The organism is Amycolatopsis sp. NPDC006131 (assembly GCF_040614175.1).
In the GTDB taxonomy this organism is placed as follows: domain Bacteria; phylum Actinomycetota; class Actinomycetes; order Mycobacteriales; family Pseudonocardiaceae; genus Amycolatopsis_E; species Amycolatopsis_E tucumanensis.
In genome coordinates this window covers 1-21,068 of sequence record NZ_JBEXTX010000129.1, presented here as the reverse complement: position 1 = coordinate 21,068, position 21,068 = coordinate 1, and the positions used below count along the sequence as shown (strand labels likewise).

Here is a 21,068-nt window from a genome sequence, read left to right as displayed (position 1 = left end):
GGCGGGAAAGAGTACCTTGACACGCCTGATCGGCGACTAAAAGCAGGCTGTGGATCGGGGGCGGGGGAGGTCTGGTTGGGGTAGTCGGCTGCTTTACGTTGCCGGGTGGCGGTTTGTTGTTGTGGTTTTAGCGGCCGCGCTTGAGGAATTTGCCGTTGGGCTCGCCTTGGATCTTGCCGTCCGCGTATACGTGGTTTCCTCGCACGAAGGTGTCTGTCACCCGTGCGGTCATTTCGAAGCCCTCGAACGGGGTGTACTCCTGGGTGCTTTCCGAGTCGGCCGCCCGCACGGTCCACTGGACGTCCGGATCCACCAGGGCGAAGTCCGCGTCGAAACCTTCCGCGATCTTTCCCTTGCGCAGCAGGCCGTACCGCTGCGCGGGGTTCCACGACAGCAGCGCGGCGATCTTCTGCAGCGACAGGCCCCGCTTCGTGCCCTCACCCACCAGGCCGGGCAACAGGTACTCCGCGCCGCCGAAACCGGACTTCGCCAGGAAGACGTCCTCCCGATCCGAGCCGAACTTCAGCTCGTCCCGGCAGCACGCGTGGTCGCTCACCACCCAGTCCACCTCGCCCGCCAGCACATGCCGCCACAGGGCTTCCACGTCCTCGCGCTCCCGCAGCGGCGGGTTGACCTTGCCACCGATCCCGGACGCTGTATCAACATCCGCCAGCAGGTGGCCGATCGTCACCTCGCGGCGGAAGTCGATGTGCGGGAACGCCGACGCCATGGTCAGCGCCGCCGACAGGGCCTTCTCCGACGACAGGTGCAGCAGGTTGATGTTCGGCAGCCCGGTTTCGTGCGCCAGGTACGACGCGATCGTCACCGCCAGGCCCTCCGAGTGCGGCGGCCGCGACGCCGAGTACGCCCGCAGCCCGGTCAACGAGCCGTCCTGCTCGACCATCTTCGTGTACGCCGTCATGATCTCCGCCGTTTCGCAGTGCAGCGACAACGACAGGTGCGGCGCGTACTCGGTCAGGATCTCCCGCGCCTTCTGCACCCCGCGCATCACGAACTCGAAGTGCGCGATGTCGTAACGCTCGTCCGGCGGGATCATCAGGAAATCACTCTGGCTCGTCGACCGGCCGTGCAGCCCGTGCGAACCGTAGAACATGAAGATCTTGAACGACGTGACGCCGTGCTCCTCGACGAGGAACGGGATCTCCTCGATGTGCTGCGCGCTCATCGGCGCCAGGTGGAACGCGTAATCGACGTACGCGTTGCCCGCGGACTTGCTCAGCACCTCCGGGAAGAAGTCCCGGTAACTGCCGCCCTTGTTCAGGTAGTACTGCCCGGTCCGCATGTAGGTCAGCGACGTCGTCACGCCGCCCTGCGCGCTCGCCCGGCTTTCCGTCCGCGTGTCGGTCGACAGCTCGTTGTAGATGCCCCAGTGCTGGTGCGCGTCGACCACGCCGGGGAACGCCAGCAGGCCCCGGCCGTCGATCACCCGGGCGGCGTCGTCGGCGGGCAGGTCCGGCGCCACCCGCGTGATCGTGCCGTCGTTGACGGCGATGTCCAGCAGTTCCGGCTCGCCGTCGGGGCCGTCGGGCCGGACCACCCGGACGTTGCGGACCAGCAGTTCCGTCGTTGCCATCTCTCGTTTTCCTCCGCGTGATCGATCAGGCCGGGCGACGTGCGACGTCGTTCGCGGCCAGGTACGCCAGCCCGAAAGCCGGCAAGAGCCCGTTGCCGGGCAGGTATCCGGCGGCGCCGTGACCGGAGATGCCCGCCGCCGCGCCGCCCGCGGCGTACAGGCCGGGGATCGGCCGGTCCTGGGCGTCGACGACGGCGGCGTTCTCGTTCACCAGCAAACCGCCCTGGGTGTGGAAGAGCGCGGGCACCACCCGCACCGCGGCGAGGCGGCCGGACAGCGGGCGTTCCCAGTTCGTGCGGCCGAACGAATCCGCGCGCTCACCGCGGGCGATCGCGCCGGCGACGGCGAGTTCGTCGGCCAGCTCCGGCAAACCGGTCACCGCGGCCAGCTCCTCAGCCGAATCAGCCCACACCAGCGCGCCCGAGGCGACCGTGTCCCGGAAGTCCTGGAACGGCTGGCACTGCTCGAAAATCGTCTCGTCCAGCACGATCCAGCCGGTCGCGCCAGGCCGGGCGGCCAGTTCGGCGGCGTACTCGGAGTAACCGCGGGTCTCGTCGCCGAAGCGGCGTCCCGTCGTGTCCACCAGGACCGCGCCGTGGATGATCGTCGCCCAGCCGACCAGCGTGCCCGCGTTCGCCGCGACCGCACCGTGGCCCTGGTAGGCGTCCAGATAACCCACCGCGGCGCCGAGCTTCTCGCCGATCCGCAACGCGTCGCCGAGCGACTGGTCACTGCCCTGGTACAACGCGTCCGCGATCTCCGGCAGGTGCCGGGCGACCAGCTCCCGATCGGCCCCGAACCCGTTGGTGGCCAACAGGACCGCGCGGGTGGGGATCTCCTCCTCCGTGCCGTCCGGGTACCGCACCACCGCGGCGCGGACACCGCCGTCACCGGCGAGCACGTCCACCAGCTTCGCCGGCGCGAGCAGCTCGATGTTCTCGTGCTCGGCGACCCGCCGGGCCAGGTGGTCGACGACCCCGGAGCCGTGCCGCCCCGGGATCGAGTGGCAGCGCGGCACCGCGTGACCGGGGTAGTTGAAGTCGGTGACCAGCGACAACGGCAGCCCCGCCGAATCCGCCAGCCACTCCACCAGCGGCGCGCTCACCTCCGCCAGCGTACGGGCCAGCCGCGGATCGGCCTTGCCCTTCGTCTTGGCCATGATGTCGGCGACGAACCGCTCGGGCGAGTCGTCGACACCGGCCTCGGCCTGCCAGCGCGAACCGGCGCCGGGGAACATCGCGGTCGACATCGACGTGTTGTTGCCACGCCGGAAGTGCTCGCTGGCCTCGACCACGACCACGCTCAGCCCGAGTTCGGCGGCACGCAGCGCACCGGCCAGGCCGCCACCGGCACCCGCGACGACGAGATCCATCACGCCTCCACCGCCAGCAGCCGCAACGCCAGCGCCGTCGGGTCGACGATCCGGGCAGGCAGGTCGGCGGGTTCGACGTCCACCGCCGAACAGCCGTTGATGACCGCGGTCGCGCCCAGCGACGCCAGTTCGCGCACCGCGGCGCCCAGCGCCCGGTTCCACGTGCCGGTGTCGGCGATCGCCTCGAACGGCAGGTCCAGCACGCGCGTGCCGGCGAAGTAGGCGCTCAGCCCGTAGGCGGCGACGCGCTTGCCGAACTCGGCGGCGATGGCCTCGTTGCGCACCACGGCGCCGAACCGCACGCCCTTGCCCGCGAGGTAGGTCGCGGACAGCTTCAGCAGCCCGTGAACCGGCCGCGGATCCGCCGCGACGGTGTCCGGCACCGCCGGGTCGAGCACGCAGTCCGGGAAGGCCAGGTCGTAGCCCTCCCCCGCCCGTTCGAGCACGGCGGCCACCTGGCGTTCCGAGGCGCGCACGGACTCGTCGGTGTCCAGCGAAGCCGGTGCGGCGGCGCCGACATCGACGAGCTCGACCTCCAGGCCGGGCGGGGCGAGCCGGTCGTAGCGGGCCTGCCGCCGCCGGATCTCCTCCGCGGGCAGGTGGATGGGCGTCACCGCGAGGGCACGCATCAGTTCAGCTCCTTCTCGTCCGGCCCGGCCAGCCCGCGCAGGGCGTCCCCGGCGCGAGCCAGGCCGGGCAGCTCGTGGCTGACCGCGACGGCGCGGTCCACGAGCCCGGGCTGCCGGGGCAGCCACGTCTTCAGCAGGGCGACCAGGTCGTCCTCGCCCAGCGGGTGGTGGTCGGCGTCGCCGACCGGGTTGGGCACCTCGCGGGTGAGCGTGGTGCCGTCGTCGAAGGCGACCGTGACCCGCGCGGCGCGTTCGGCGGGCAGCCGGGCGGTCAGGTCGTCGGCCGCGACCAGCCGCACCCGCCGCGCAAGCGTTTGCACCGCCGGGTCGTCGAGGGCGCTGTCCGGGCCGACCCGCCCGGTCAGTGCCGCGGTGGCGACCACGAACGGGGTGGAGAACATCGCCGACAACCGGTTCGTCCAGTCCGTGCCGGTGAGCCCGGCACCGAGCGCGTGGGACTCGACGAGGATCGACGTGATGCCTGCCGCCGGGAACTCGCCGCGCAGCGCGAGGACCGCGTCGGCCGCCGGGTGGGTGAACGAGCAGGACGCGTGCCGCTTGAAGTAGCCGTGCTGGATGTCCCACCGCGTTCCGAGACCGGCGGTCAGCTCGCCGGGGTCGAACGAGCCGAGCAGTGTGCCGAGGGACAGCGCCGCGGTGCCGGTGTTGCGGGCCATCCCGGCGGCCGCCATCCGCGCGGCCGCGAGACCGGAGGTCGCCGAAGCGCCCATCCAGGCGTTGCGCACCGGGTTGCCGGTGGTCGCCGAATCGAAGTGCCCGGCGATCGCCATGCCCGCCGCGGTGTCGATCGCCGCGGCGGTCTGCTCCGCGTCGAGCCCCAGCAACCGCGCGCACCCGGCCGCCGCGCCGGGCACACCCCAGCTGCCGTGCGGGTGCGCGCCTGGCGTCAAGGACGTCGCGCGACCGAACCGCGACGCCACCTCGTAAGCCGCGAGCAGCGCCGCCGCGGTGTCGGCGCCGGTGCTGTCCAGGTCCGCGGCCAGCGCGAGCACCGCGGGGAACGCGTGTGCGGCCGGGTGCCCCTTGGCGTACTTGTTGCCCTCGTCGAGCTCCAGCGACACCAATGCCATCCCGTTGAGGAACGCCGCCGCGTCGACGGTCACCGATCTTCCAGCCCCGATCAACGGCGACGGTCCATCCGGCGCCCGCCACGCCGCACGCAGCGCCCGCTGCTCCGGCTGCGCCGCGCCGACCGCGGTCACCCCGAGGACGTCCAGCAGGACCAGCGCGAGCCGGTCCCGCACCACGTCCGGGGTGTCCAGTTCGGACACCCACGCGCCCAGCTGTCGAGTCGATTCGGCCGCTGTCACAGTCCCAGGTACGCCTTCCGCACCCGGCTGTCGCCGGCGAGTTCCGCGCCGCTGCCGGACAGCACGGTCGACCCGCTCTCCAGCACGTACGCACGGTCCGCGATCGCCAGCGCCTGCTTGGCGTTCTGCTCGACCAGCAGCACCGACACCCCGTTGTCCCGGATCCGCCGCACCGCTTCGAGCATCGTCCAGGTCAGCTTGGGCGACAGGCCGGTCGACGGCTCGTCCAGCATCAGCAGCTTCGGCGCCGCCATCAGCGCACGGGCGATCGCCAGCATCTGCTGCTGACCACCGCTGAACGTCTGCGCGATCTGCGTGCGCCGCTCGGCGAGGACCGGGAACAGCTCGTAGACCTCGGCCAGCGACTTCGCCGCCTGCGCCGGGGTGCGAGTCCACGCGCCCATCCGCAGGTTCTCCTCGACGGTCAGCGTGCCGAACAGCGCCCGGTCCTCCGGCACGTGCACGAGACCGTCGCGCACGAGCTGGTCCGGACGGCGGCCCGCGGTCGGCGCGCCGTTGAACGTGATGCTGCCGGACAACGCCTTCAACTGGCCGCAGATGCTGCGCAGCGTCGTCGTCTTGCCCGCGCCGTTCGCGCCGACCAGCGCGACAATCTCGCCCTCGCCCAGGTGCAGGTCGATGTCGTGCAAAATCCGCATCCGCCCGTATCCGGCGCACACCTTCTCAAGCGTCAGCATGGGTCGGCTCCTCACCGAGGTAGGCGTCGATGACACGCGCGTCGCTGGTGACCTCCTGCGGCGACCCGACGGCGATGACGCGGCCCTGGTCCAGCACGAGCACGCGGTCGGCGAGCCGCATCACCGCGGCCATGATGTGCTCGATGAACAGCAGGGTCACGCCCTCCTCCTCACGCAGCCGCGCCAGCAGGTCCAGCACCGGTTCGCGTTCCGCGGGCACCAGCCCGGCGAGGACCTCGTCGAGCAGCAGGACCTTCGGCCGCGTCGCGAGCGCGCGGGCCAGTTCGAGCCGCTTGAGACCGGCCGTCGGCAGCTCCGGCGCGGCCCGGTGGGCCCACGGCCCGAGCCCGACCCGCTCGACCACCTCCAGCGCGTGCTCGCGCAGCTTGCGCCTGCCGAACCGGTGGTGCTGCGCGGCCAGGCACACGTTCTCCAGCACGGTCATGCTGGAAAACGGCCGCATCAGCTGGAACGTGCGCACCATCCCGGCACGGGCGATGCGGTCCGGCGCCCGGCCGGTGACGTCCTGACCGGCGAACGCCACCCGGCCGGTGTCCGGGGCCAGCGCGCCGGAGACGACGTTGAACAGGGTGGTCTTGCCCGCGCCGTTCGGCCCGATGATGCCGAGGATCTCCCCCTCGGCCACCTCGAAGTCCACATCGGACAGCGCACGCAGCCCGCGGAAGGACTTGCCGATCCCGTCGGCCCTGACGATGCTCATCGACGCCACCTCGCCGCGATCGTTCCGACGATGCCCTTCGGCAGCAGGCGCACGATCAGGATCAGCAGCACCGCGTACAGCACCACGTCCAGACCGCTGCGCCCCTGCAGGAAGCCCAGGAACTCCGGCGGCGTGCGCAGCAGCGTCGCCGTCACGTCGGTGAGCGAACCGACGATGATCGCGCCCACCACCGGGCCCCAGATCGTGCCGATGCCGCCGATCACGACCGGCACGATCGCCTGGATCGACACCGCCGAGCCGAAGCCCAGCTCCGGGTTCACGAACAGGTAGTACTGGGTGTAGAAGGCGCCGGCGACCGCGGTGATCGCCGCGGACAAGGCCACCGCCATCAGCTTGTGCCGCATCACCGGCGTGCCGAGCGAGGCCGCGGCCAGCTCGTCGTCCCGGATCGCCGTCACGTACTTCCCGGCGCGGGAGTGCAGGAACACGATGCTGATCGCGACCGCCGCACCGGCCAGCACCAGCGCGACCCAGAAGTACGCGGGTGAGTCGGCCTCGAACTGCAGCATCCACAGCGACGAGTCCGGGATCAGCGGAACGGTGAAGCCAACGGCCTTGTTGGCGAACGCGCTGCTGGTCACGATCAGCCGCAGCATCTCGGCGAAGGCGAACGTGGCGAGCGCGAAGTATGCGCCCTGCAGCTTGTAGCGGAACGAGAAGTACCCGATGAGCACGGCGGCCGCGGCGGCCACCGCCATCCCGGCGACCATCCCGATCCACGGCGACACGTTGTGCTTCACCAGCAGGTAGGCGCTGGTGTAGGCGCCGAGGCCGAAGTAGGCCGCGTGCCCGAAGCTGAACATGCCGCCGAAACCGCTCATGATGTTCCAGCCGACGGCCATCAGCAGGAAGATCAGGATCCGCACGGCCACCGCGCCCTGCGCGGGCGGCAGGATGAGCGGCAGCGGGATCGCGACCAGCACCAGCACGGCGAGGATCGCGAGCTGCCGGTTCTGCGGGCGCAGGGGCGGTGCCTTGACCTTCTCCGCGCCGGCCGGTCCGGCGATGGTGATCGTGCTCATGCGCTCCTCCTTCCGAAAAGCCCCTGCGGGCGCAGGAAGAGCACGAGGATGAACACCACGAACACGCCCAGCAGCGAGGACTGCCCGCCGAGGTAGATCGTGGTGAGCTGCTCGACCAGCCCGATCAGCAGGCCGCCGACGAGCGCGCCCACGACGTTGCCCATCCCGCCGAGCACCACCACGACGAACGCGGTGATGTTGAACTGCTCGCCCAGCGTCGGGGTCACGGTGACCAGCGGTCCCGCCAGCGCGGCGGCCGCACCGGCGCACGCGGTGCCGATCGCGAAGGTGAGCGTGTGGATCCGGCGGACGTTGATGCCGACCAGTTCCGCGCCCGGCCCGTTCGCGGCGACCGCGCGGATCGCCGTGCCCAGCCGGGTTCGCCGCAGCAGCCAGTACAGCAGTGCGCCGAGCAGGATCGCGCCGAGGAACGCGTAGAGCCGCGAACCCGCGACGACCGCGCCCAGCAGCGGGAACTGGAAGTCGCCGGGCAGCGCGATGGTCTTGGGCTCGGCGCCGAAGAACATCAGCAGCCCGTTTTCCAGCAGCAGCGACAGGCCCAGCGTGATGAGCAGCTGGTTTTCCAGCGAGCTGCCGCCGGTGCCGGAGAGCAGTCCACGGTGGACGGCCGCGCCGATCAGGAACAACGCCGGGATGGCGATGACCAGCGTCAGGTAGGGGTGCATGCCGGTGGCCTGCACCATGCCGAAGGAGATGAACATCGCGACCGCGAGCAACGCGCCGTGCGCGAAGTTGACGATGTCCAGCACGCCGAAGATCAGCGTCAGGCCCATCGCGATCAGGCCGTACAGACCGCCGGTCAGCAGGCCGGTGACGACCGACTGCCAGACCACCAGCCCGCTGCCCGACTGCAGCAGCGCGACGACGATCGCGACGACGAGGACACCGCCGACGACACCGGCGCGGCCGAGGAAACCGCGGTCCTTCTTCTGGGGTGGGGAGACTTCGGGGGCGAGCGCCGCCCCCTGTGCTGTTTCGCTCATGGCCGCCACGTCACCTGGTACTCGGGCCGGGATTCGGCTTTCTCCGGGGGATAGACCTGCTTGACCTGGCCGTCCTGGATCTGCATCAGGACCGCCATGGCGTTGCGGTTGTCGCCGTTGGAGGCGAACTCGATCGGGCCCGCGCCCACGGTCAGGGGTGCGACCTGGGCGGCGGCGATGGCATCGCGGACCTTCTCCGGATCGGTGCTGGCGGCCTTCTCGACCGCCTGCGCGATCACCTGGACCGCGTCGTAGGACAGCACCGCGCCGGTCCGCATCGGATCGCCAAAGGTGCGCTGGTACTGCTCGCGCAGCGCGACGGTTTGCGGGTTGGTCGCGTCGTAGTGGTAGTTGGTGCTGAAGTACAGCGCGCCGAGATCACCGGCGTCGGTGACGAACTTCGGCTGGTCGAAGGCGCCGTTGGAAACGCCCCAGACCGCGTCGAGATCCGGTTTGACCGAGGCGATCGCCTTGGCGGCCAGCAGGCTGTCGCGGTAGTAGCCGGCCACCGCGAGCACGTCCGCGCCGGACGCCTTGACCTGCGTGACCTGCGCGGTCAGGTCGCTGACGCTCGCCGCGTCGTAGCTGATGTTCGGGCCGACCTCGATGCCCAGCTGCTCCGCCGCCGCGGTGAACGCCTCCGCGGCGCCGCTGCCGAAGTCGCTCTGCTCGTGCAGGAACGCGACCTTCTCGACCGGCTTGCCCGCCTGCTGCGACACCTGCTGGAGGTACTGCGCGGCCGCCGTCGCGATGACCTTGCTGCCCGGCTGCACGCGGAACACGTACTTGTAGCCGTGGGCGTAGATCGCGTCGGAGGCGGTCACGTCCGCGACGAACGGGACGCGGTTGCGTTCCGCCACCACGGCGACGTTCGTGCTGACCGCGCTCTGGTAGGTGCCGACCAGGCCGACCGCGCCGGCCGAGATCAGCCGCTGCGCCTCGCTCTGGCCGATGTCGGCCTTGCCCTGGGTGTCCCCCGTGACGAGCTCGACCTTGCGGCCGCCGAGGGACTTGATGCCGCCTGCCGCGTTGATGGCGTCCACCGCCATCTGGGCGCCGCGGCGCATCTGCTGCCCGTCCACCGCATTGGACCCGCTGACCGGGTGCAGCGCGCCGATCTTCACCGGGCCCTCGTCGCGTCCGGCGGCCGCGCCCGCGGCCCCCATCGGAGCCGAGCCCCCGCAACCGGTCGCGAGCAGGGCGCACGCACCGAGCGCGGCGATGAGCTTTCGCGCGGACATGTCACCTCGTTCCGCTTAGAGAAACATTGGGAGTGATGCGGGTTATCGTGACACCCGCCTCCACGCCAGGTCAATATCCAGTCATAACTTGACGGAGCGCCGTTATCAGTGCGAACTTGGTGACCAGCGCGATGCGTCGGCGACGAAACAGGATGTTTACCGATGTTCCTCCTGGCGAAACGACGCTCGCCGGGATGAGAAAGGCAGGTACGCCCCATGACGGGCGCATTGTCCGGGATCCGGGTACTCGACACGGCCACCCTCTTCGCCGGCCCGCTGGCGGCGACGCTGCTCGGCGACTTCGGCGCCGAGGTGATCAAGATCGAGCACCCGAAGGGCGATCCGGTCCGCAGCCACGGCGCCCAGCGCGACGGGGTCGGCCTGTGGTGGAAGATGCTCGGCCGCGGCAAGAAGGCCATCACCCTGTACCTCGGCGCGCCTGAGGGGCAGGAGGTGTTCCGGAAGATGGTCGCCGATGCCGACGTGGTGATCGAGAACTTCCGGCCGGGCACGCTGGAACGGTGGGGCCTGGGGTACGACGAACTGCGCGAGATCAACCCCGGTTTGGTGCTCGCGCGGGTCACCGGGTTCGGCCAGATCGGGCCGTACGCGAAGCGGCCCGGGTTCGGCACGCTGGCCGAGGCGATGAGCGGGTTCGCGGCCATCACCGGTGAGCCGGACGGGCCGCCGACGCTGCCGCCGTTCGGGCTCGCCGACGGGATCGCGGCGCTGACGACGGCCTACGCGATCATGACCGCGCTGCGGGCGCGGGAGCAGACCGGGCGCGGGCAGGTCGTCGACCTGGCGATCATCGAGCCGATCCTGACGCTGCTCGGGCCGCAGATCATCGCCTACGACCAGCTCGGGCAGCTGCAGGAGCGCACCGGGAACCGGTCGGTGAACAACGCGCCGCGCAACACCTACCGCACGCGCGACGGCAGCTGGGTGGCGATCTCGACCAGCGCGCAGACGATCGCGGAACGGGTGATGCGGCTCGTCGGGCGCCCCGAGCTGATCGACGAGCCGTGGTTCGCCTCGGGCGCGGAACGGGCGAAGCACGCGGATCTGCTCGATGAGGCGGTCGGGTCGTGGATCGCGCAACGGGACCGCGACGAGGTGGTCAAGGCGTTCGAGGAGGCCGAGGCGGCGGTCGCGCCGATCTACACGGCGGCGGACGTGATGAGCGACCCGCAGTTCGCCGCGCTGGGCACGATCGCGACGGTCGACGACGACGAGCTCGGGCCGGTGAAGATGCAGAACGTGTTGTTCCGGCTGTCCGAGACGCCGGGGCGGATCACGTCGGCAGGCGCCCCGCTCGGCGCGCACACCGAGGAGGTCCTGGGCCGGTACGGGGTGGATGTCGCCGCGCTGCGGGAAAAGGGCGTCGTGAAGTGATTGCCCGCAGCTGGCTGTACGTGCCCGGCGACCGGCCGGACCGCATCGGCAAGGCACTGGCCGGACCCGCGGACGCGGTGATACTCGACCTGGAGGACGCGGTTTCGGCTGCCGCCAAGGACTTCGCGCGGCGGACCGTGCTGGAGACGCTGGCGTCCGCGTCGGCTTTCGTGCGGATCAACGCGCCCGGGACCTCCGCCGGTGAAGCGGACATCCGTGCGCTGGCTTCCGTCGACGGTGTGGCCGGTGTGCGCGTGCCGAAGGCCGAGGATCCGGGCGAGCTGCGCCGGGTCGCCGACGCGCTCGGGGTGCCGGTGTACCCCGTGCTGGAGTCGGCGCTGGGGGTGGAGAACGCGTTGGCGCTGGCGACCGCGCACCCACTGGTGGCCGGGATTTCCCTGGGGGAGGCCGATTTGATGGCGGACCTGCGGGTGCGGGATTCCGGCGCGCTGGCGTGGCCCCGTTCGCGGGTCGTGGTGGCGGCGCGGGCGGCCGGGTTGCCGAGCCCGGTGCAGAGCGTGTGGACGGCGGTGCGTGACCTGGACGGTCTGCGTGCCTCGACGGTCGAGGGGCGGGACGCCGGGTTCTTCGGCCGGTCGGTGATCCACCCCGCGCAGATCCCGGTGGTGCACGAGGTGTGCGCCCCGGATCCGGCCGAGACGGCGTGGGCGCGTGAGGTGCTCGCCGCGGAGGAGTCGGCCTGGATCGACCGCAACGGACAGTTCGTGGACGCCGCGATCGTGGCGCGCGCCCGGTGGGTGCTCGAGATCGCGGACCAGTACGTGAAGGAAGGCAAGGGTTCATGACACAGGATGCGTTGCTGGCGGCGGTGTCCGGCGGGGTGCGGTTGATCGAGCTGGGTCAGCCGTTCTTCACCGGCATGCCGACCTCGCCGAACCATCCCGGGTTCCGGATGACGTTGATCCGCAGGCACGGGGACATGGAGCGGGCGGACGGCGGTTCGGCGGCGAACGAGATCATCGTGACCGGCGGGCACGTCGGCACGCACATCGACGCGCTGTCGCACGTGAGTCATTGCGGGAAGCTGCACGGGGACGTGGACGCGGCGGAGGCCCAGCAGGGTGGCGTGTTCAAGACCCACGGCGCGGAGAACCTGCCGGGCCTGCTGAGGCGGGCGGTGCTGCTGGACGTGGCGGCGGTGCACGGGGTGCCGGTGCTGGAGGCGGGTTACGGCGTGACGGCGGAGGACCTGGAGGCGGCGGCGAAGCTGGCCGGCGCCGAGCCTGGCCCCGGTGACGTGGCGTTGATCCGGACGGGCTGGGCGCGGAAGTTCTCGGACCCGGTGGCGTACATGGGCAAGGAGTCGGGCGTGCCGGGCGCGGACGTGTCGGCAGCCACGTGGCTGGCCGCGCGGGGAATCGTCGCGACCGGCGCGGACACGACGGCGTACGAGCAGATCCCAGCCGGCGCGGGGCACGCGGTGCTGCCGGTGCACCGGGTGCTGCTGGTCGAGTCGGGGATCTTCATCATGGAGCACCTGAACCTGGAGGAGATCGCCGAGTCGGGCGTGCGGGAGTTCGTCTTCATGCTCGCGCCGCTGCGCATCGTCGGCGGCACGGGCTCGCCGGTGCGCCCCCTCGCGGCGGTGGCGGCATGAGGCACTCGTTCCTGCCCCCCATCCTCGGCGGCACCGGCTCACCGCGGCGCCCCCTTTGCGGCGGTGGCGGCATGACGCGCCCGTTCCTGCCCGCCCCACCACCCATCATCTGCGGCACCGGCTCACCGCGGCGCCCCTTTGCGGCGGTGGCGGCATGACGCGCTCGTTCCTGCCCACCCCACCACCCATCATCTGCGGCACCGGCTCACCGCGGCGCCCCCTTTGCGGCGGTGGCGGCATGACGCGCTCGTTCCTGCCCGCCCCACCACCCATCCTCGACACCGGCACGCCGGTGCAACCCCTCGCGGCGGTGGCGGCATGACACAAACAATCGTGCAGCGGCTGGCGGAGTTCGCCGCTTCGGTGCGGGCGAAGGGCCTGCCGTCCGAGCTGCGGGACGATGCGGCGCGGCGGGTGCTCGACGTGCTGGGCAACAGCCTGGCCGCGACGTCGGAACGCCCGGCCGCCGCGGTCGGCGCGCTCGTTCGTGAGTGGGGCGGGTCCGGCCGGGCGACGGCCATCGGGTCGGGTGATCGGCTGCCCGAGCCGAGCGCGGCCCTGGTCAACGGGACGCTGGCGCACTCGCTGGACTTCGACGACACCCACCTGCCGTCGGTGCTTCACCCTTCGGCGTCGGTGGTGCCCGCGGCGCTCGCGGTCGCCGAGGCGCGTCGCTGCTCGGGCGCGCAGCTGCTGGACGCGATCGGCGTCGGCGTCGAGATCACCGTGCGGCTCGGCATGGCCGGGTACGACTCCGAGCTGGGCAACTCGGTGTTCTTCGAGCGCGGCCTGCACGCCACGGCGATCTGCGGCGCGCTGGGCGCAGCGGTGGCGTGTGCGATGCTGTCCGAAGTGGACGAGGACGGCATCGCGGACGCGTTGGGGATCGCGTCGAGCATGGGGTCGGGCCTGCTGGAGGCGAACCGCACCGGCGGTACCGTGAAGCGCGTGCACTGCGGGTGGGCCGCACACGCGGCGGTGACGGCCGCGGGCATGGCGCGGCACGGCATCACCGGCCCGCCGACCGTGCTGGAGGGCCGGTTCGGTCTGCTGCAGGCGTTCTGCGGGGACCAGACCGACGTGGACGCGATCACCCGCGGGCTCGGCGAGGAGTGGGAGCTGCCCGGCATCTTCTTCAAGCCCTACCCGTGCAACCACTTCACGCACGCCGGCATCGACGCCGCGCGGCGGTTGCGGGAGCGGGGCGTGGCGGTCGAGGAGATCGAGTCGCTGGAGCTCGGCGCGCCGACCGCGGTGCTGCGCACGATCGGTGAGCCGCGGGAGGACAAGATCCGCCCGCGGTCCGGCTACCACGCCGCGTTCTCCGGCCCGTACACGGTGGCCGCGGGCTTCCTCGGCGGCGGCGGGCTGGGCGTCTTCCACGACGACTTCACCGACGCGGCGGCGGCTTCCCCGGAACGGCTGGCGTTGGCGGCGAAGGTGACCTGCGTGCCCGACACCCGGTGCGACGAGATCTTCCCGCACCAGTTCCCGGCGGTGCTGCGCGCGCGCCTGCGGGACGGCCGGACGCTGGAGGAACGGGTGGACGCCAACCGCGGCGGGGCAGCGAACCCGCTGTCCGCCGAGGAGCTGGCGCTGAAGTTCCGCCTGAACGCGACGCGCGTGGTGTCCGCGGAGGCGGCGGAGCGGATCACCGAGCTGACGTACGGCCTCGCCGGGCTCGCGGACCTCGGTGAGCTGACCCGCCTCCTGCGGGCCTGAACCGCTGGTGACCGCACCGGACCTGTGGCGCGCTCGCGGGTCCGGTGCGGGCGGTCAGGGGACCAGGACCAGTCGAATGGGGTTGCCCTCCTTGCGTTCCAGGTGCTCGACGGCGGTCGCGGCGTCGGCGAGCGGGTAGGTGCCGCTGATGCTGCGGCTCCACTCCAGGCGGTGGTAGCGCGCCAGCTCGATGAGCTCCTCGACCGCGCCCGGCTGGGAGCCGTAGTGGCCGAGCAGGCGCTGGCCGCGGTAGCTGAATCCGATGCCGTCGGTGACCGTGAGCGGTTTCGGGGTCAGCCCGACGAGCACGAGACGCCCGCCGAGGCCGAGGCAGCTCACGGCCTGCTCCCGCACCGGTGGCACGCCGGCCATGTCGAACGCCACGTCCAGCCCGGAACCCCCGGTGAGGGCGAGGATCTGCTCGCGCAGGGTGGAGTCGCCCGGGTCCAGCGCGAGGTCGGCGCCGAATTCCAGTGCCCGTTCCCGCGCCGCTTCGAGCGGATCCACCGCGACGATCGGGGCGGCGCCGATCAGCCGGAGCAGCTGCACCGCGTGCGCGCCGAGCCCGCCCGCGCCCCACACGCCCGCCGGCCGGGCGGGCTGGGCCTGGCCGGTGCCGGTGACCGCGCCCCACGGGGTGGACACGGCGTCCGGCACGATCGCGGCCTGCACGAACGGCAGGTCGTCGGGGATCGGGATGAGGGTGTGCTGGCTGGCGAGGGCGTACTCGGCCCAGCCACCGTCGTAGTCGACGCCGCGCGTGCGGACCTGCAGGCACGGGTCGCGGAAGCGCACGCAGTTCGGGCACTGGCCGCACCGCTCCCCCGCCTCGAGTGCGACGCGCTGGCCCTCCCGCCACCGGTCCGGCACGTCGGGGCCGATCGCGTCGATCTCGCCCGCGACCTCGTGGCCGAGGGTGACCTCGGGGGTTTCGAGGAAGAGCGGCGTGAGGGTGCCGTCGATCAGGTGGGCGTCGGACAGGCACAACCCGGCCGCGCGCACCTTGATCCGGACCTGGCCCGGCCCGGGTTCGGGTACCGGCACCTCGCGGACGTCGAACTTGCGCGAGCCGATCTCGAGCCTCCCGGCCAGCATGGTGGCCATGCGGGTCCTCCCGTCGTCGCGGCGGCGTTACCCCACATGGTGTCCCAGGCGCGTGATTCTCACACGTGACTTCCTCCTTCTTGGCACGATCGGTGGCAGAATGGGAGCTGACCGGACTGGGGAGGTCGCTCATGGTGCTCCTGGTGGTTTTCGTCGGCATCATCGGTTTGCTGCTGGTCGCCGCGGGGGTGCACGATCTGCGCACCCGCCGGAAGCGCCCGGTGAAGCCCTGGGCGACGGACGAGCTGGTCGAGCACCGCCGCGACCTGCACGCGGCGCAGGGCGTGGACTTCCGCGTGCGCGACCTCAGCTGGATGGCCGTGCACCGCCGCAAGCCGCGGTGATTGCTTGACCGGAGCCCTGACTGGCGCAGGACAGGGCGAGTGGGCTCAGCGACGGCTACGCCCAGGTGGGTTGGCTGTAGGTGAGCCGCCGCGGCGAGGGCGGCTGCCGAGGGCCGGAGGCCTGGTTGGCGTGGCGAGTTGGCTGGCCGCGAGCTGGCGCGGCACAACCGCCTGCCTGCGCCTGCCGCCGCGGCGTTCGGGCCGAGCGTGCCGCCACCGCCAGAGCGGATGGGCTGCAGGCACGCGCGAGGGCGAGGGGCGGGTGGATTGTCTACGGGCTGTTGCGGGCTGAGCATCTGCTCCCGCTACTGGGCGAGGCGAGTCGGCTGAGCACACCGCTGCGGGAAGCGAGTCGGCCGAGCACGCCACCGCGAGCGAGGCAAGTCGGCCGAACACACCGCTACGGGAAGCGAGTCGGCCGAGCACGCCGCTGCGGGAGGCGTGTCGGCTGAGTGCACCACTGCGAGCGAGGCGAGTCGGCTCAGCACACCGTTGCGTGCGGCGCGAATTGGGCTAGGCGCACCCCTACGGGCGGGCGCGTGGGCGCCGCGCGGGCTAAGGCCACGGTGGGGTGGCCGTCTGCATGAGGGCGGCGCCGGCGCGGGGGCCTAGTACTGGTTGGCGTCCGCCGGGGCCTTGCCAGCCTGCGCGCCATGGCCAGCGGCCTTGTGCGTCGGCGTGGACGAGTTGCGTTGCGCGCACCTCGGGGCCGTACAGGTCGACCGCTGTGCGCAGGTGCACGGACGGCACCTCGACCGCCACGGCTTCCAGCAGCAGGTTTCCCGGGCCCGGTAGGCGCTCCCCCGGCGCCAGGTCCGGCTCGCCCGTTCGGAGCAGGTGCGCGGCGACCTCGTTGAGCACGTCGCGCGCCCGGTGGGGCTCCATGGCTGTCACCACCAGCTCCGGTCTGCCCCGGCCCGTCAGTCCCGCCGTGTAGGCCCACGGCGGCCGATATCCGTTGCCCTCGAACGAGATCACCGCCCAGCCGTGCTCGGCGATGATCTCGCACAGGTGTCGCAGGTGCCCGCCCGGCCGGTCGCACTTACCGCACATCGTCTCCCCCTCGGAGTTCGGGTGGCTGTGCGATCGACTATGCAGGGCGGCACCGACAAAAAGACAGTCCCGCCCCCGGCGCATTCACCCGATCGTGGCTAACTGGGGGAAAATTGACGGTGCAGCACCTGGTTCAGCACGTCACGGAGAACCCCAACGTGCCCGGACGGCACATCGGACACGGATCGCCAGGCCACGTAGCCATCCGGACGAACCAGGAGACATCCGGCCTCATCGAGGTCCGACACCCGGCGCCAGTCACCGTAGGCATCACGAGCACCGGCATCACCGATGCGCACCGCCCGCAGCGACAGCTCCTCGGCCGCGGAAACCCAGCCACCACCGGCGAGACCGGTCACCACGGTGAACTCGCCACGGCCAACGAGATCCAAAGTAGACAGACGCTCGCCGTGCTCGTCCACCAGCCACGCGTGCGGCAGCTTCGCCCCGGGCCTGGTCGATGGCTGGTGGAACAGCTCCGGATCCCGCTCCCACACCTCCGGCGGCGCGTCGTCCGGGATCACCGCCCCCGACGCGTACCGCTGGTTCAGCTCGACGCCGTGCGCGTTGAACTCGTAGTTCTTCAGCTCGATCGCCTCGTGCAGCGCCTGCCGCCGCTTGACGCCCTCCGCACCGTCCGCCCGGCACGCCGCCAGCCCGGCCACGATGCCCTCGTCGTCACCACCACCGGCGATGCCCAGCGCGGCGAAGATCGGCCCGAACTGGTCGCGGCTCAGGTTCGCCCGGTCCACGATCTGCCTGCCCACCGGCGCCCGCTCCGCCGTGTAGGTGTCGAGCAGCCCCGGCCCCGCCTCGCCGCGCAGCACCATCGCCAGCTTCCACGCCAGGTTGTAGGAGTCCTGGATGGACGTGTTGGACCCGAGCCCGTTCGACGGCGGGTGCCGGTGCACCGCGTCGCCCGCGCAGAACACCCGGCCACGCGAATACTCGGTGGCGTAGGAGTGGTTGACCGTCCACAGTGAAGTCGAGCTGATCTCGACGTCGACCGAGGCGTCGCCGACCAGGTCGTGCACGATCTGCCGCGCGGTCGCCTCGTCGACCTCCGGCGGCGGCTGCTCGATGTCGTAACCCCAGGTCAGCAGCCATTCGTCCCACGGCCGCACCATCCGCACCAGCCCCATCCCGATGCCGCCGAGGTGCGCGCCGGGCCGCATCACCCAGTACAGCACGCTCGGCCGGTGCGCGACGTGCCGCGACAGGTCGGCCCGGAACACGATGTTCATGCTCCCGGCCTTGCCGCTCTGCCCGGCGATCGGCAGCCCGATCTGCTCGGCCACCAGGCTGCGCCCGCCGTCCGCGCCGATCAGGTACCGCGCGCGCACGGTGAACTCGTCGCCCCGCACCCGGTCGCGCAACCGCGCGGTCACGCCGTCCGCGTCCTGTTCCAGCGACAGGAATTCGGTGTCGAACCGCACCTTCGCGCCGCGCGCCGCGGCGTTGCCGATCAGAATGGGTTCCAGGTAGGTCTGCGGCAGGTCGATCATGCCGCACGGGCTGGCCGCCGCGTATTCGCTGAGCGACCGCGGCCCGGTGCCCCACGTGCGGATGCGGCCGATCTCGTCACCGGCGAGCGACGTGCACAGGACGGTGTCGCCCATCAGTTCCTGCGGGGTGCCCGCGGCGAGCGCCTCCTTCTCGACGCCGGCGTCCCGCAGCACCTCCAGCGTGCGCTGGTTGGTGATGTGGGCGCGCGGGGTGTTCGCGACCCAGCCGTACTTGCTGACGAGCAGGGTGTCCACGCCGTAGCCGGCCAGCAGCAGTGCCGCCGATCCGCCTGCGGGTCCGCTGCCGACGACCAGGACGTCGGTGTCGTAGGTCTGCATGGAAACTCCTAGCGCGCGATGCGGAAGGTGAACTCGAGCAACCGCCACTCGCCGTCGACGGCCCGTCCGTCCGGGGTGGGGCCGTGCCGCGGGACGAAGTCCACGACGAGGGAGTCCTTGACGCCGAAGACGGTGTCGCCGCGCCCCGTCGAGGCGTCCAGGTACGGCCCGCCCTTGACGAACAGCTGCGTGATCAGCTGCTGGTGGCCCGGCGCGTTGATCATGAAGTGCACGTGCGGCGCCCGCCACGGGTGCCGCCCGGTGGCCGCGAGCATCTGCCCGACCGGGCCGTCCTCCGGGATCGGGTACTCGTTGGGCAGGATCGACCAGAACCGCACGCGGCCGTCGGCGTCGCTGCGGAAGCGCGCCCGCAGCACCGGCCCGTCGAGGTCGGGCAGCTGGACATCGTAGTAACCGTCCTCGTTGGCCTGCCAGACGTCGACGACCGCGTCGGGGACGGGCTTGTCGTCCGGGTCGGTGACGCGGATGTCCGCCCACATCGGCGTGCCGGGCAGTCCCCGGGCGATGTCGGTGCCCTGCTCGGCGGCCGGCGGGCCCTCGACGTAGAACGGGCCGAGCACCGCCGAGGGTGTGGTGTCCGGGGTGCGGGAGTTGGTCAGGACGTCGACCGCGCTGGACACCCCCAGCACGTCGGAGAGCAGCACGAACTCCTGCCGCGTGTCGGTGGTGATGTGGCCGGCGCGGGTCAGGAAGTCGATGGCGTACTGCCATTCGTCCTGGGTGACGTCGTTGGCGGTGACGTAGTGGTGCAGGTGCCGGACGAGGTCCGTGACCAGCTGTTTCGCGCGCGGGTCCGGCGTCTGGTCGAAGCTCGCGACGACCTGCCGGGTGAGCCAGCCCAGGTCCGGCACGGCGCGTCCCCCGCCCGGGCGGGTGCCGTGCCACGCCTGCCGCAGCAGGTCCTCGATGCCCTCGCGGGTCAGCTCGCGCGGGTTCGGGTACGGCTTGGCGGTGGCGAGTTCGGCCGCGTGGGGAACGTCGTCGAGGCTCATGCCCAGCTCCCGCAGCGACGTCGGCCCGCCGCAGCGGACGACGAGGTCGTGCACGCCGCTGGGCGCGTCGGTGGTGCCGAGCGCCGCCGCGATGCGGGTCATGACCTCGGTCGCGGCCGGGGCGTTGTAGGCCATGGCGTGCGGGAGGATCACCGTGTGCGTCTCGGCGTGCGGCAGGTCGAACGAGCCGCCGAGGGTGTGGCAGAGTTTGTGGTGCAGGCTCATTCCGACGGTGGCCAGGCAGGTGCCGGCGAGCCACGCGGCCTGCAGCAGATCCGCCCGCGCGTCCACGTCGGACGGTTGGTCGACGAGGGCGGGCAGCGACCGGGCGATGCGGGTGATCGCGTCCAGGGCCATGCCGTCGACGATCGGGTTCGCCTGCGGTGCGTACAGCGCCTCGACCGCGTGGGCCATCGCGTTGATGCCGCTGGTGACCGAGACGGCGACGGGCAGCCCGAGGGTCAGGTCGACGTCGGAGATGACCGTTTCGGGCAGGATGGCGGGTGAGGACCGGGTGGTCTTGCGGCCGTTCTCGGTCTCGCCAAGGACCGGCGTGACCTCGGAGCCCGCGTAGGTGGTCGGCAGGATGACCTGCGGCAGGTCGGTGCGCACGGCGAGCGCCTTGGCCAGCCCGGTGGTGGAGCCGCCGCCGATCGCGACCAGGCAGTCCGCTTGGTGTTCGGTCAGGACCGCGAGGGCCTGCTCGGTGACCTCGACGGGCGTGTGCATGGCGGCGCCGTCGAACTCCGCGGCGAGCAGCGGTCCCAACGCGTCGCGCACCGGCTGCGCGGCATCGTGGAGTGGCGGGCTGGACAGCAGCAGCACCCGAGTGCCACCGAGCCGCGCCACCTCCTCGCGCACCTGAGCAACCGTCCCCGAGCCGAAAACGACCCGAGCCGGATGAGCCGAGTAGACGAAGCCCCGCATCGCGCTCCACTCCCTTGACACCGACGTGTCGACCAGTATCGGCTGTGGTGGGGAGCGGCGCCTGCACGGAATGCGCGTTCTTCGGCACAAAAGAGGCGCGAAGCGGCCTTGGGCTTTGAACAAAACCCGAGCTGGGTGGTCATCCCGTCGCCTGGAACTGGACGATCACCTTGAGCCAGGGCCGCAACCTGCGTGCTTTCCGGCGGCCGGACATGCCAACCTTGCGGCCCTGGTTCAAGGTGATATGCACAAACCGGAAGGCGACGGGATGACCACCCAGCGACCCACTGCATGAGGTGGGACGAGGCACCCAACCCCTGGTCATCCCGGAGCCTGCCCGTCCGGCGAGGACTCTTTTGATCTTTTTCCTGCGCTTCGCGCAGGGGCGCCTCACGGCGCTCGAAAGGTCACCTTC

General features: G+C 71.6%; 18 protein-coding genes. 5 read left to right on the top strand and 13 right to left on the bottom strand.

Going from position 1 to position 21,068, the window contains the following annotated elements; all coding sequences use genetic code 11:
* Positions 1 to 127 precede the first annotated feature (127 nt).
* From ABZ215_RS38060 to ABZ215_RS38020, 9 genes are read right to left on the bottom strand one after another with little or no spacing between them, the layout of a single operon-like run.
* The gene (locus ABZ215_RS38060) at positions 128 to 1,594 is read right to left on the bottom strand and encodes a dihydroorotase family protein (protein WP_354955403.1); all 1,467 of its coding nucleotides are present in this window, start codon (positions 1,592 to 1,594) and stop codon (positions 128 to 130) included.
* Positions 1,595 to 1,619: 25 nt separating this feature from the next.
* The gene (locus ABZ215_RS38055; protein WP_354955401.1) at positions 1,620 to 2,966 is read right to left on the bottom strand and encodes an FAD-binding protein; all 1,347 of its coding nucleotides are present in this window, start codon (positions 2,964 to 2,966) and stop codon (positions 1,620 to 1,622) included.
* Positions 2,966 to 3,595, bottom strand: coding sequence for an aspartate/glutamate racemase family protein (locus tag ABZ215_RS38050; RefSeq protein WP_354955399.1), 630 nt, complete (start codon positions 3,593 to 3,595; stop codon positions 2,966 to 2,968). The genes ABZ215_RS38055 and ABZ215_RS38050 overlap by 1 nt, the downstream gene beginning before the upstream one ends.
* On the bottom strand, positions 3,595 to 4,926 hold the full coding sequence (locus ABZ215_RS38045) for an MmgE/PrpD family protein (RefSeq protein WP_354955397.1): 1,332 nt from the start codon (positions 4,924 to 4,926) through the stop codon (positions 3,595 to 3,597). Before ABZ215_RS38045 ends, ABZ215_RS38050 begins: the two co-directional genes overlap by 1 nt.
* Positions 4,923 to 5,624 (bottom strand): ABC transporter ATP-binding protein, encoded by a 702-nt coding sequence (locus tag ABZ215_RS38040; protein ID WP_020417740.1) that lies wholly within the window; start codon positions 5,622 to 5,624, stop codon positions 4,923 to 4,925. Before ABZ215_RS38040 ends, ABZ215_RS38045 begins: the two co-directional genes overlap by 4 nt.
* A complete protein-coding gene (locus tag ABZ215_RS38035) occupies positions 5,611 to 6,345 on the bottom strand; it encodes an ABC transporter ATP-binding protein (protein WP_235716105.1) in 735 nt (244 codons plus the stop codon). Before ABZ215_RS38035 ends, ABZ215_RS38040 begins: the two co-directional genes overlap by 14 nt.
* Positions 6,342 to 7,388: a branched-chain amino acid ABC transporter permease gene (locus ABZ215_RS38030; protein ID WP_354955395.1), complete on the bottom strand. Its 1,047-nt coding sequence runs from the start codon at positions 7,386 to 7,388 to the stop codon at positions 6,342 to 6,344. Before ABZ215_RS38030 ends, ABZ215_RS38035 begins: the two co-directional genes overlap by 4 nt.
* Positions 7,385 to 8,392, bottom strand: coding sequence for a branched-chain amino acid ABC transporter permease (locus ABZ215_RS38025; RefSeq protein WP_237340079.1), 1,008 nt, complete (start codon positions 8,390 to 8,392; stop codon positions 7,385 to 7,387). The genes ABZ215_RS38030 and ABZ215_RS38025 overlap by 4 nt, the downstream gene beginning before the upstream one ends.
* On the bottom strand, positions 8,389 to 9,633 hold the full coding sequence (locus ABZ215_RS38020) for an ABC transporter substrate-binding protein (RefSeq protein WP_354955393.1): 1,245 nt from the start codon (positions 9,631 to 9,633) through the stop codon (positions 8,389 to 8,391). The genes ABZ215_RS38025 and ABZ215_RS38020 overlap by 4 nt, the downstream gene beginning before the upstream one ends.
* Positions 9,634 to 9,849: 216 nt before the next feature.
* Here ABZ215_RS38020 and ABZ215_RS38015 point away from each other — a divergent pair, with 216 nt between their 5' ends.
* From ABZ215_RS38015 to ABZ215_RS38000, 4 genes are all read left to right on the top strand, one after another.
* A complete protein-coding gene (locus ABZ215_RS38015; protein ID WP_354955391.1) occupies positions 9,850 to 11,028 on the top strand; it encodes a CoA transferase in 1,179 nt (392 codons plus the stop codon).
* Positions 11,025 to 11,834, top strand: coding sequence for a CoA ester lyase (locus tag ABZ215_RS38010; RefSeq protein ID WP_354955389.1), 810 nt, complete (start codon positions 11,025 to 11,027; stop codon positions 11,832 to 11,834). Before ABZ215_RS38015 ends, ABZ215_RS38010 begins: the two co-directional genes overlap by 4 nt.
* Positions 11,831 to 12,646 carry a cyclase family protein gene (locus ABZ215_RS38005; protein ID WP_237340075.1) on the top strand — a complete coding sequence of 272 codons (816 nt, stop codon included), beginning with the start codon at positions 11,831 to 11,833 and terminating at the stop codon, positions 12,644 to 12,646. The genes ABZ215_RS38010 and ABZ215_RS38005 overlap by 4 nt, the downstream gene beginning before the upstream one ends.
* A gap of 318 nt (positions 12,647 to 12,964) precedes the next feature.
* Positions 12,965 to 14,368, top strand: coding sequence for an MmgE/PrpD family protein (locus ABZ215_RS38000; RefSeq protein WP_354955387.1), 1,404 nt, complete (start codon positions 12,965 to 12,967; stop codon positions 14,366 to 14,368).
* Positions 14,369 to 14,422: 54 nt separating this feature from the next.
* On the opposite strand, the gene ABZ215_RS37995 is transcribed toward ABZ215_RS38000, so the two are convergent.
* Positions 14,423 to 15,472 (bottom strand): zinc-binding dehydrogenase, encoded by a 1,050-nt coding sequence (locus tag ABZ215_RS37995; protein WP_354955385.1) that lies wholly within the window; start codon positions 15,470 to 15,472, stop codon positions 14,423 to 14,425.
* 131 nt (positions 15,473 to 15,603) lie between these two features.
* On the opposite strand from ABZ215_RS37995, the gene ABZ215_RS37990 reads away from it, so the two are divergent.
* Positions 15,604 to 15,816, top strand: a complete 213-nt coding sequence (locus ABZ215_RS37990) for a hypothetical protein (protein ID WP_237340072.1) — start codon at positions 15,604 to 15,606, stop codon at positions 15,814 to 15,816.
* Between the two features lie 555 nt (positions 15,817 to 16,371).
* Here the strand turns inward: ABZ215_RS37990 and ABZ215_RS37985 are convergent.
* The 3 genes from ABZ215_RS37985 to ABZ215_RS37975 form a co-directional block, all read right to left on the bottom strand.
* Entirely contained in the window at positions 16,372 to 16,869 is a 498-nt protein-coding gene (locus ABZ215_RS37985; protein WP_354955383.1) for a DUF4262 domain-containing protein, read from the bottom strand.
* A 98-nt stretch (positions 16,870 to 16,967) separates the two neighbouring features.
* Positions 16,968 to 18,713, bottom strand: a complete 1,746-nt coding sequence (locus ABZ215_RS37980; protein ID WP_354955381.1) for an FAD-dependent monooxygenase — start codon at positions 18,711 to 18,713, stop codon at positions 16,968 to 16,970.
* 8 nt (positions 18,714 to 18,721) lie between these two features.
* Positions 18,722 to 20,653, bottom strand: a complete 1,932-nt coding sequence (locus tag ABZ215_RS37975) for a maleylacetate reductase and hydroxyquinol 1,2-dioxygenase domain-containing protein (RefSeq protein WP_354955379.1) — start codon at positions 20,651 to 20,653, stop codon at positions 18,722 to 18,724.
* Between the last annotated feature and the right edge of the window lie 415 nt (positions 20,654 to 21,068).

What these genes read in the sequence shown, in the direction of transcription:
- ABZ215_RS38060 (WP_354955403.1), bottom strand. Translation starts at nt 1,594, where the DNA reads ATGGCAACGACGGAACTGCTGGTCCGCAACGTCCGGGTGGTCCGGCCC.
- ABZ215_RS38055 (WP_354955401.1), bottom strand. Translation starts at nt 2,966, where the DNA reads ATGGATCTCGTCGTCGCGGGTGCCGGTGGCGGCCTGGCCGGTGCGCTG.
- ABZ215_RS38050 (WP_354955399.1), bottom strand. Translation starts at nt 3,595, where the DNA reads ATGCGTGCCCTCGCGGTGACGCCCATCCACCTGCCCGCGGAGGAGATC.
- ABZ215_RS38040 (WP_020417740.1), bottom strand. Translation starts at nt 5,624, where the DNA reads ATGCTGACGCTTGAGAAGGTGTGCGCCGGATACGGGCGGATGCGGATT.
- ABZ215_RS38035 (WP_235716105.1), bottom strand. Translation starts at nt 6,345, where the DNA reads ATGAGCATCGTCAGGGCCGACGGGATCGGCAAGTCCTTCCGCGGGCTG.
- ABZ215_RS38030 (WP_354955395.1), bottom strand. Translation starts at nt 7,388, where the DNA reads ATGAGCACGATCACCATCGCCGGACCGGCCGGCGCGGAGAAGGTCAAG.
- ABZ215_RS38025 (WP_237340079.1), bottom strand. Translation starts at nt 8,392, where the DNA reads ATGAGCGAAACAGCACAGGGGGCGGCGCTCGCCCCCGAAGTCTCCCCA.
- ABZ215_RS38020 (WP_354955393.1), bottom strand. Translation starts at nt 9,633, where the DNA reads ATGTCCGCGCGAAAGCTCATCGCCGCGCTCGGTGCGTGCGCCCTGCTC.
- ABZ215_RS38015 (WP_354955391.1), top strand. Translation starts at nt 9,850, where the DNA reads ATGACGGGCGCATTGTCCGGGATCCGGGTACTCGACACGGCCACCCTC.
- ABZ215_RS38005 (WP_237340075.1), top strand. Translation starts at nt 11,831, where the DNA reads ATGACACAGGATGCGTTGCTGGCGGCGGTGTCCGGCGGGGTGCGGTTG.
- ABZ215_RS38000 (WP_354955387.1), top strand. Translation starts at nt 12,965, where the DNA reads ATGACACAAACAATCGTGCAGCGGCTGGCGGAGTTCGCCGCTTCGGTG.
- ABZ215_RS37995 (WP_354955385.1), bottom strand. Translation starts at nt 15,472, where the DNA reads ATGGCCACCATGCTGGCCGGGAGGCTCGAGATCGGCTCGCGCAAGTTC.
- ABZ215_RS37990 (WP_237340072.1), top strand. Translation starts at nt 15,604, where the DNA reads ATGGTGCTCCTGGTGGTTTTCGTCGGCATCATCGGTTTGCTGCTGGTC.
- ABZ215_RS37985 (WP_354955383.1), bottom strand. Translation starts at nt 16,869, where the DNA reads ATGTGCGGTAAGTGCGACCGGCCGGGCGGGCACCTGCGACACCTGTGC.
- ABZ215_RS37980 (WP_354955381.1), bottom strand. Translation starts at nt 18,713, where the DNA reads ATGCAGACCTACGACACCGACGTCCTGGTCGTCGGCAGCGGACCCGCA.
- ABZ215_RS37975 (WP_354955379.1), bottom strand. Translation starts at nt 20,653, where the DNA reads ATGCGGGGCTTCGTCTACTCGGCTCATCCGGCTCGGGTCGTTTTCGGC.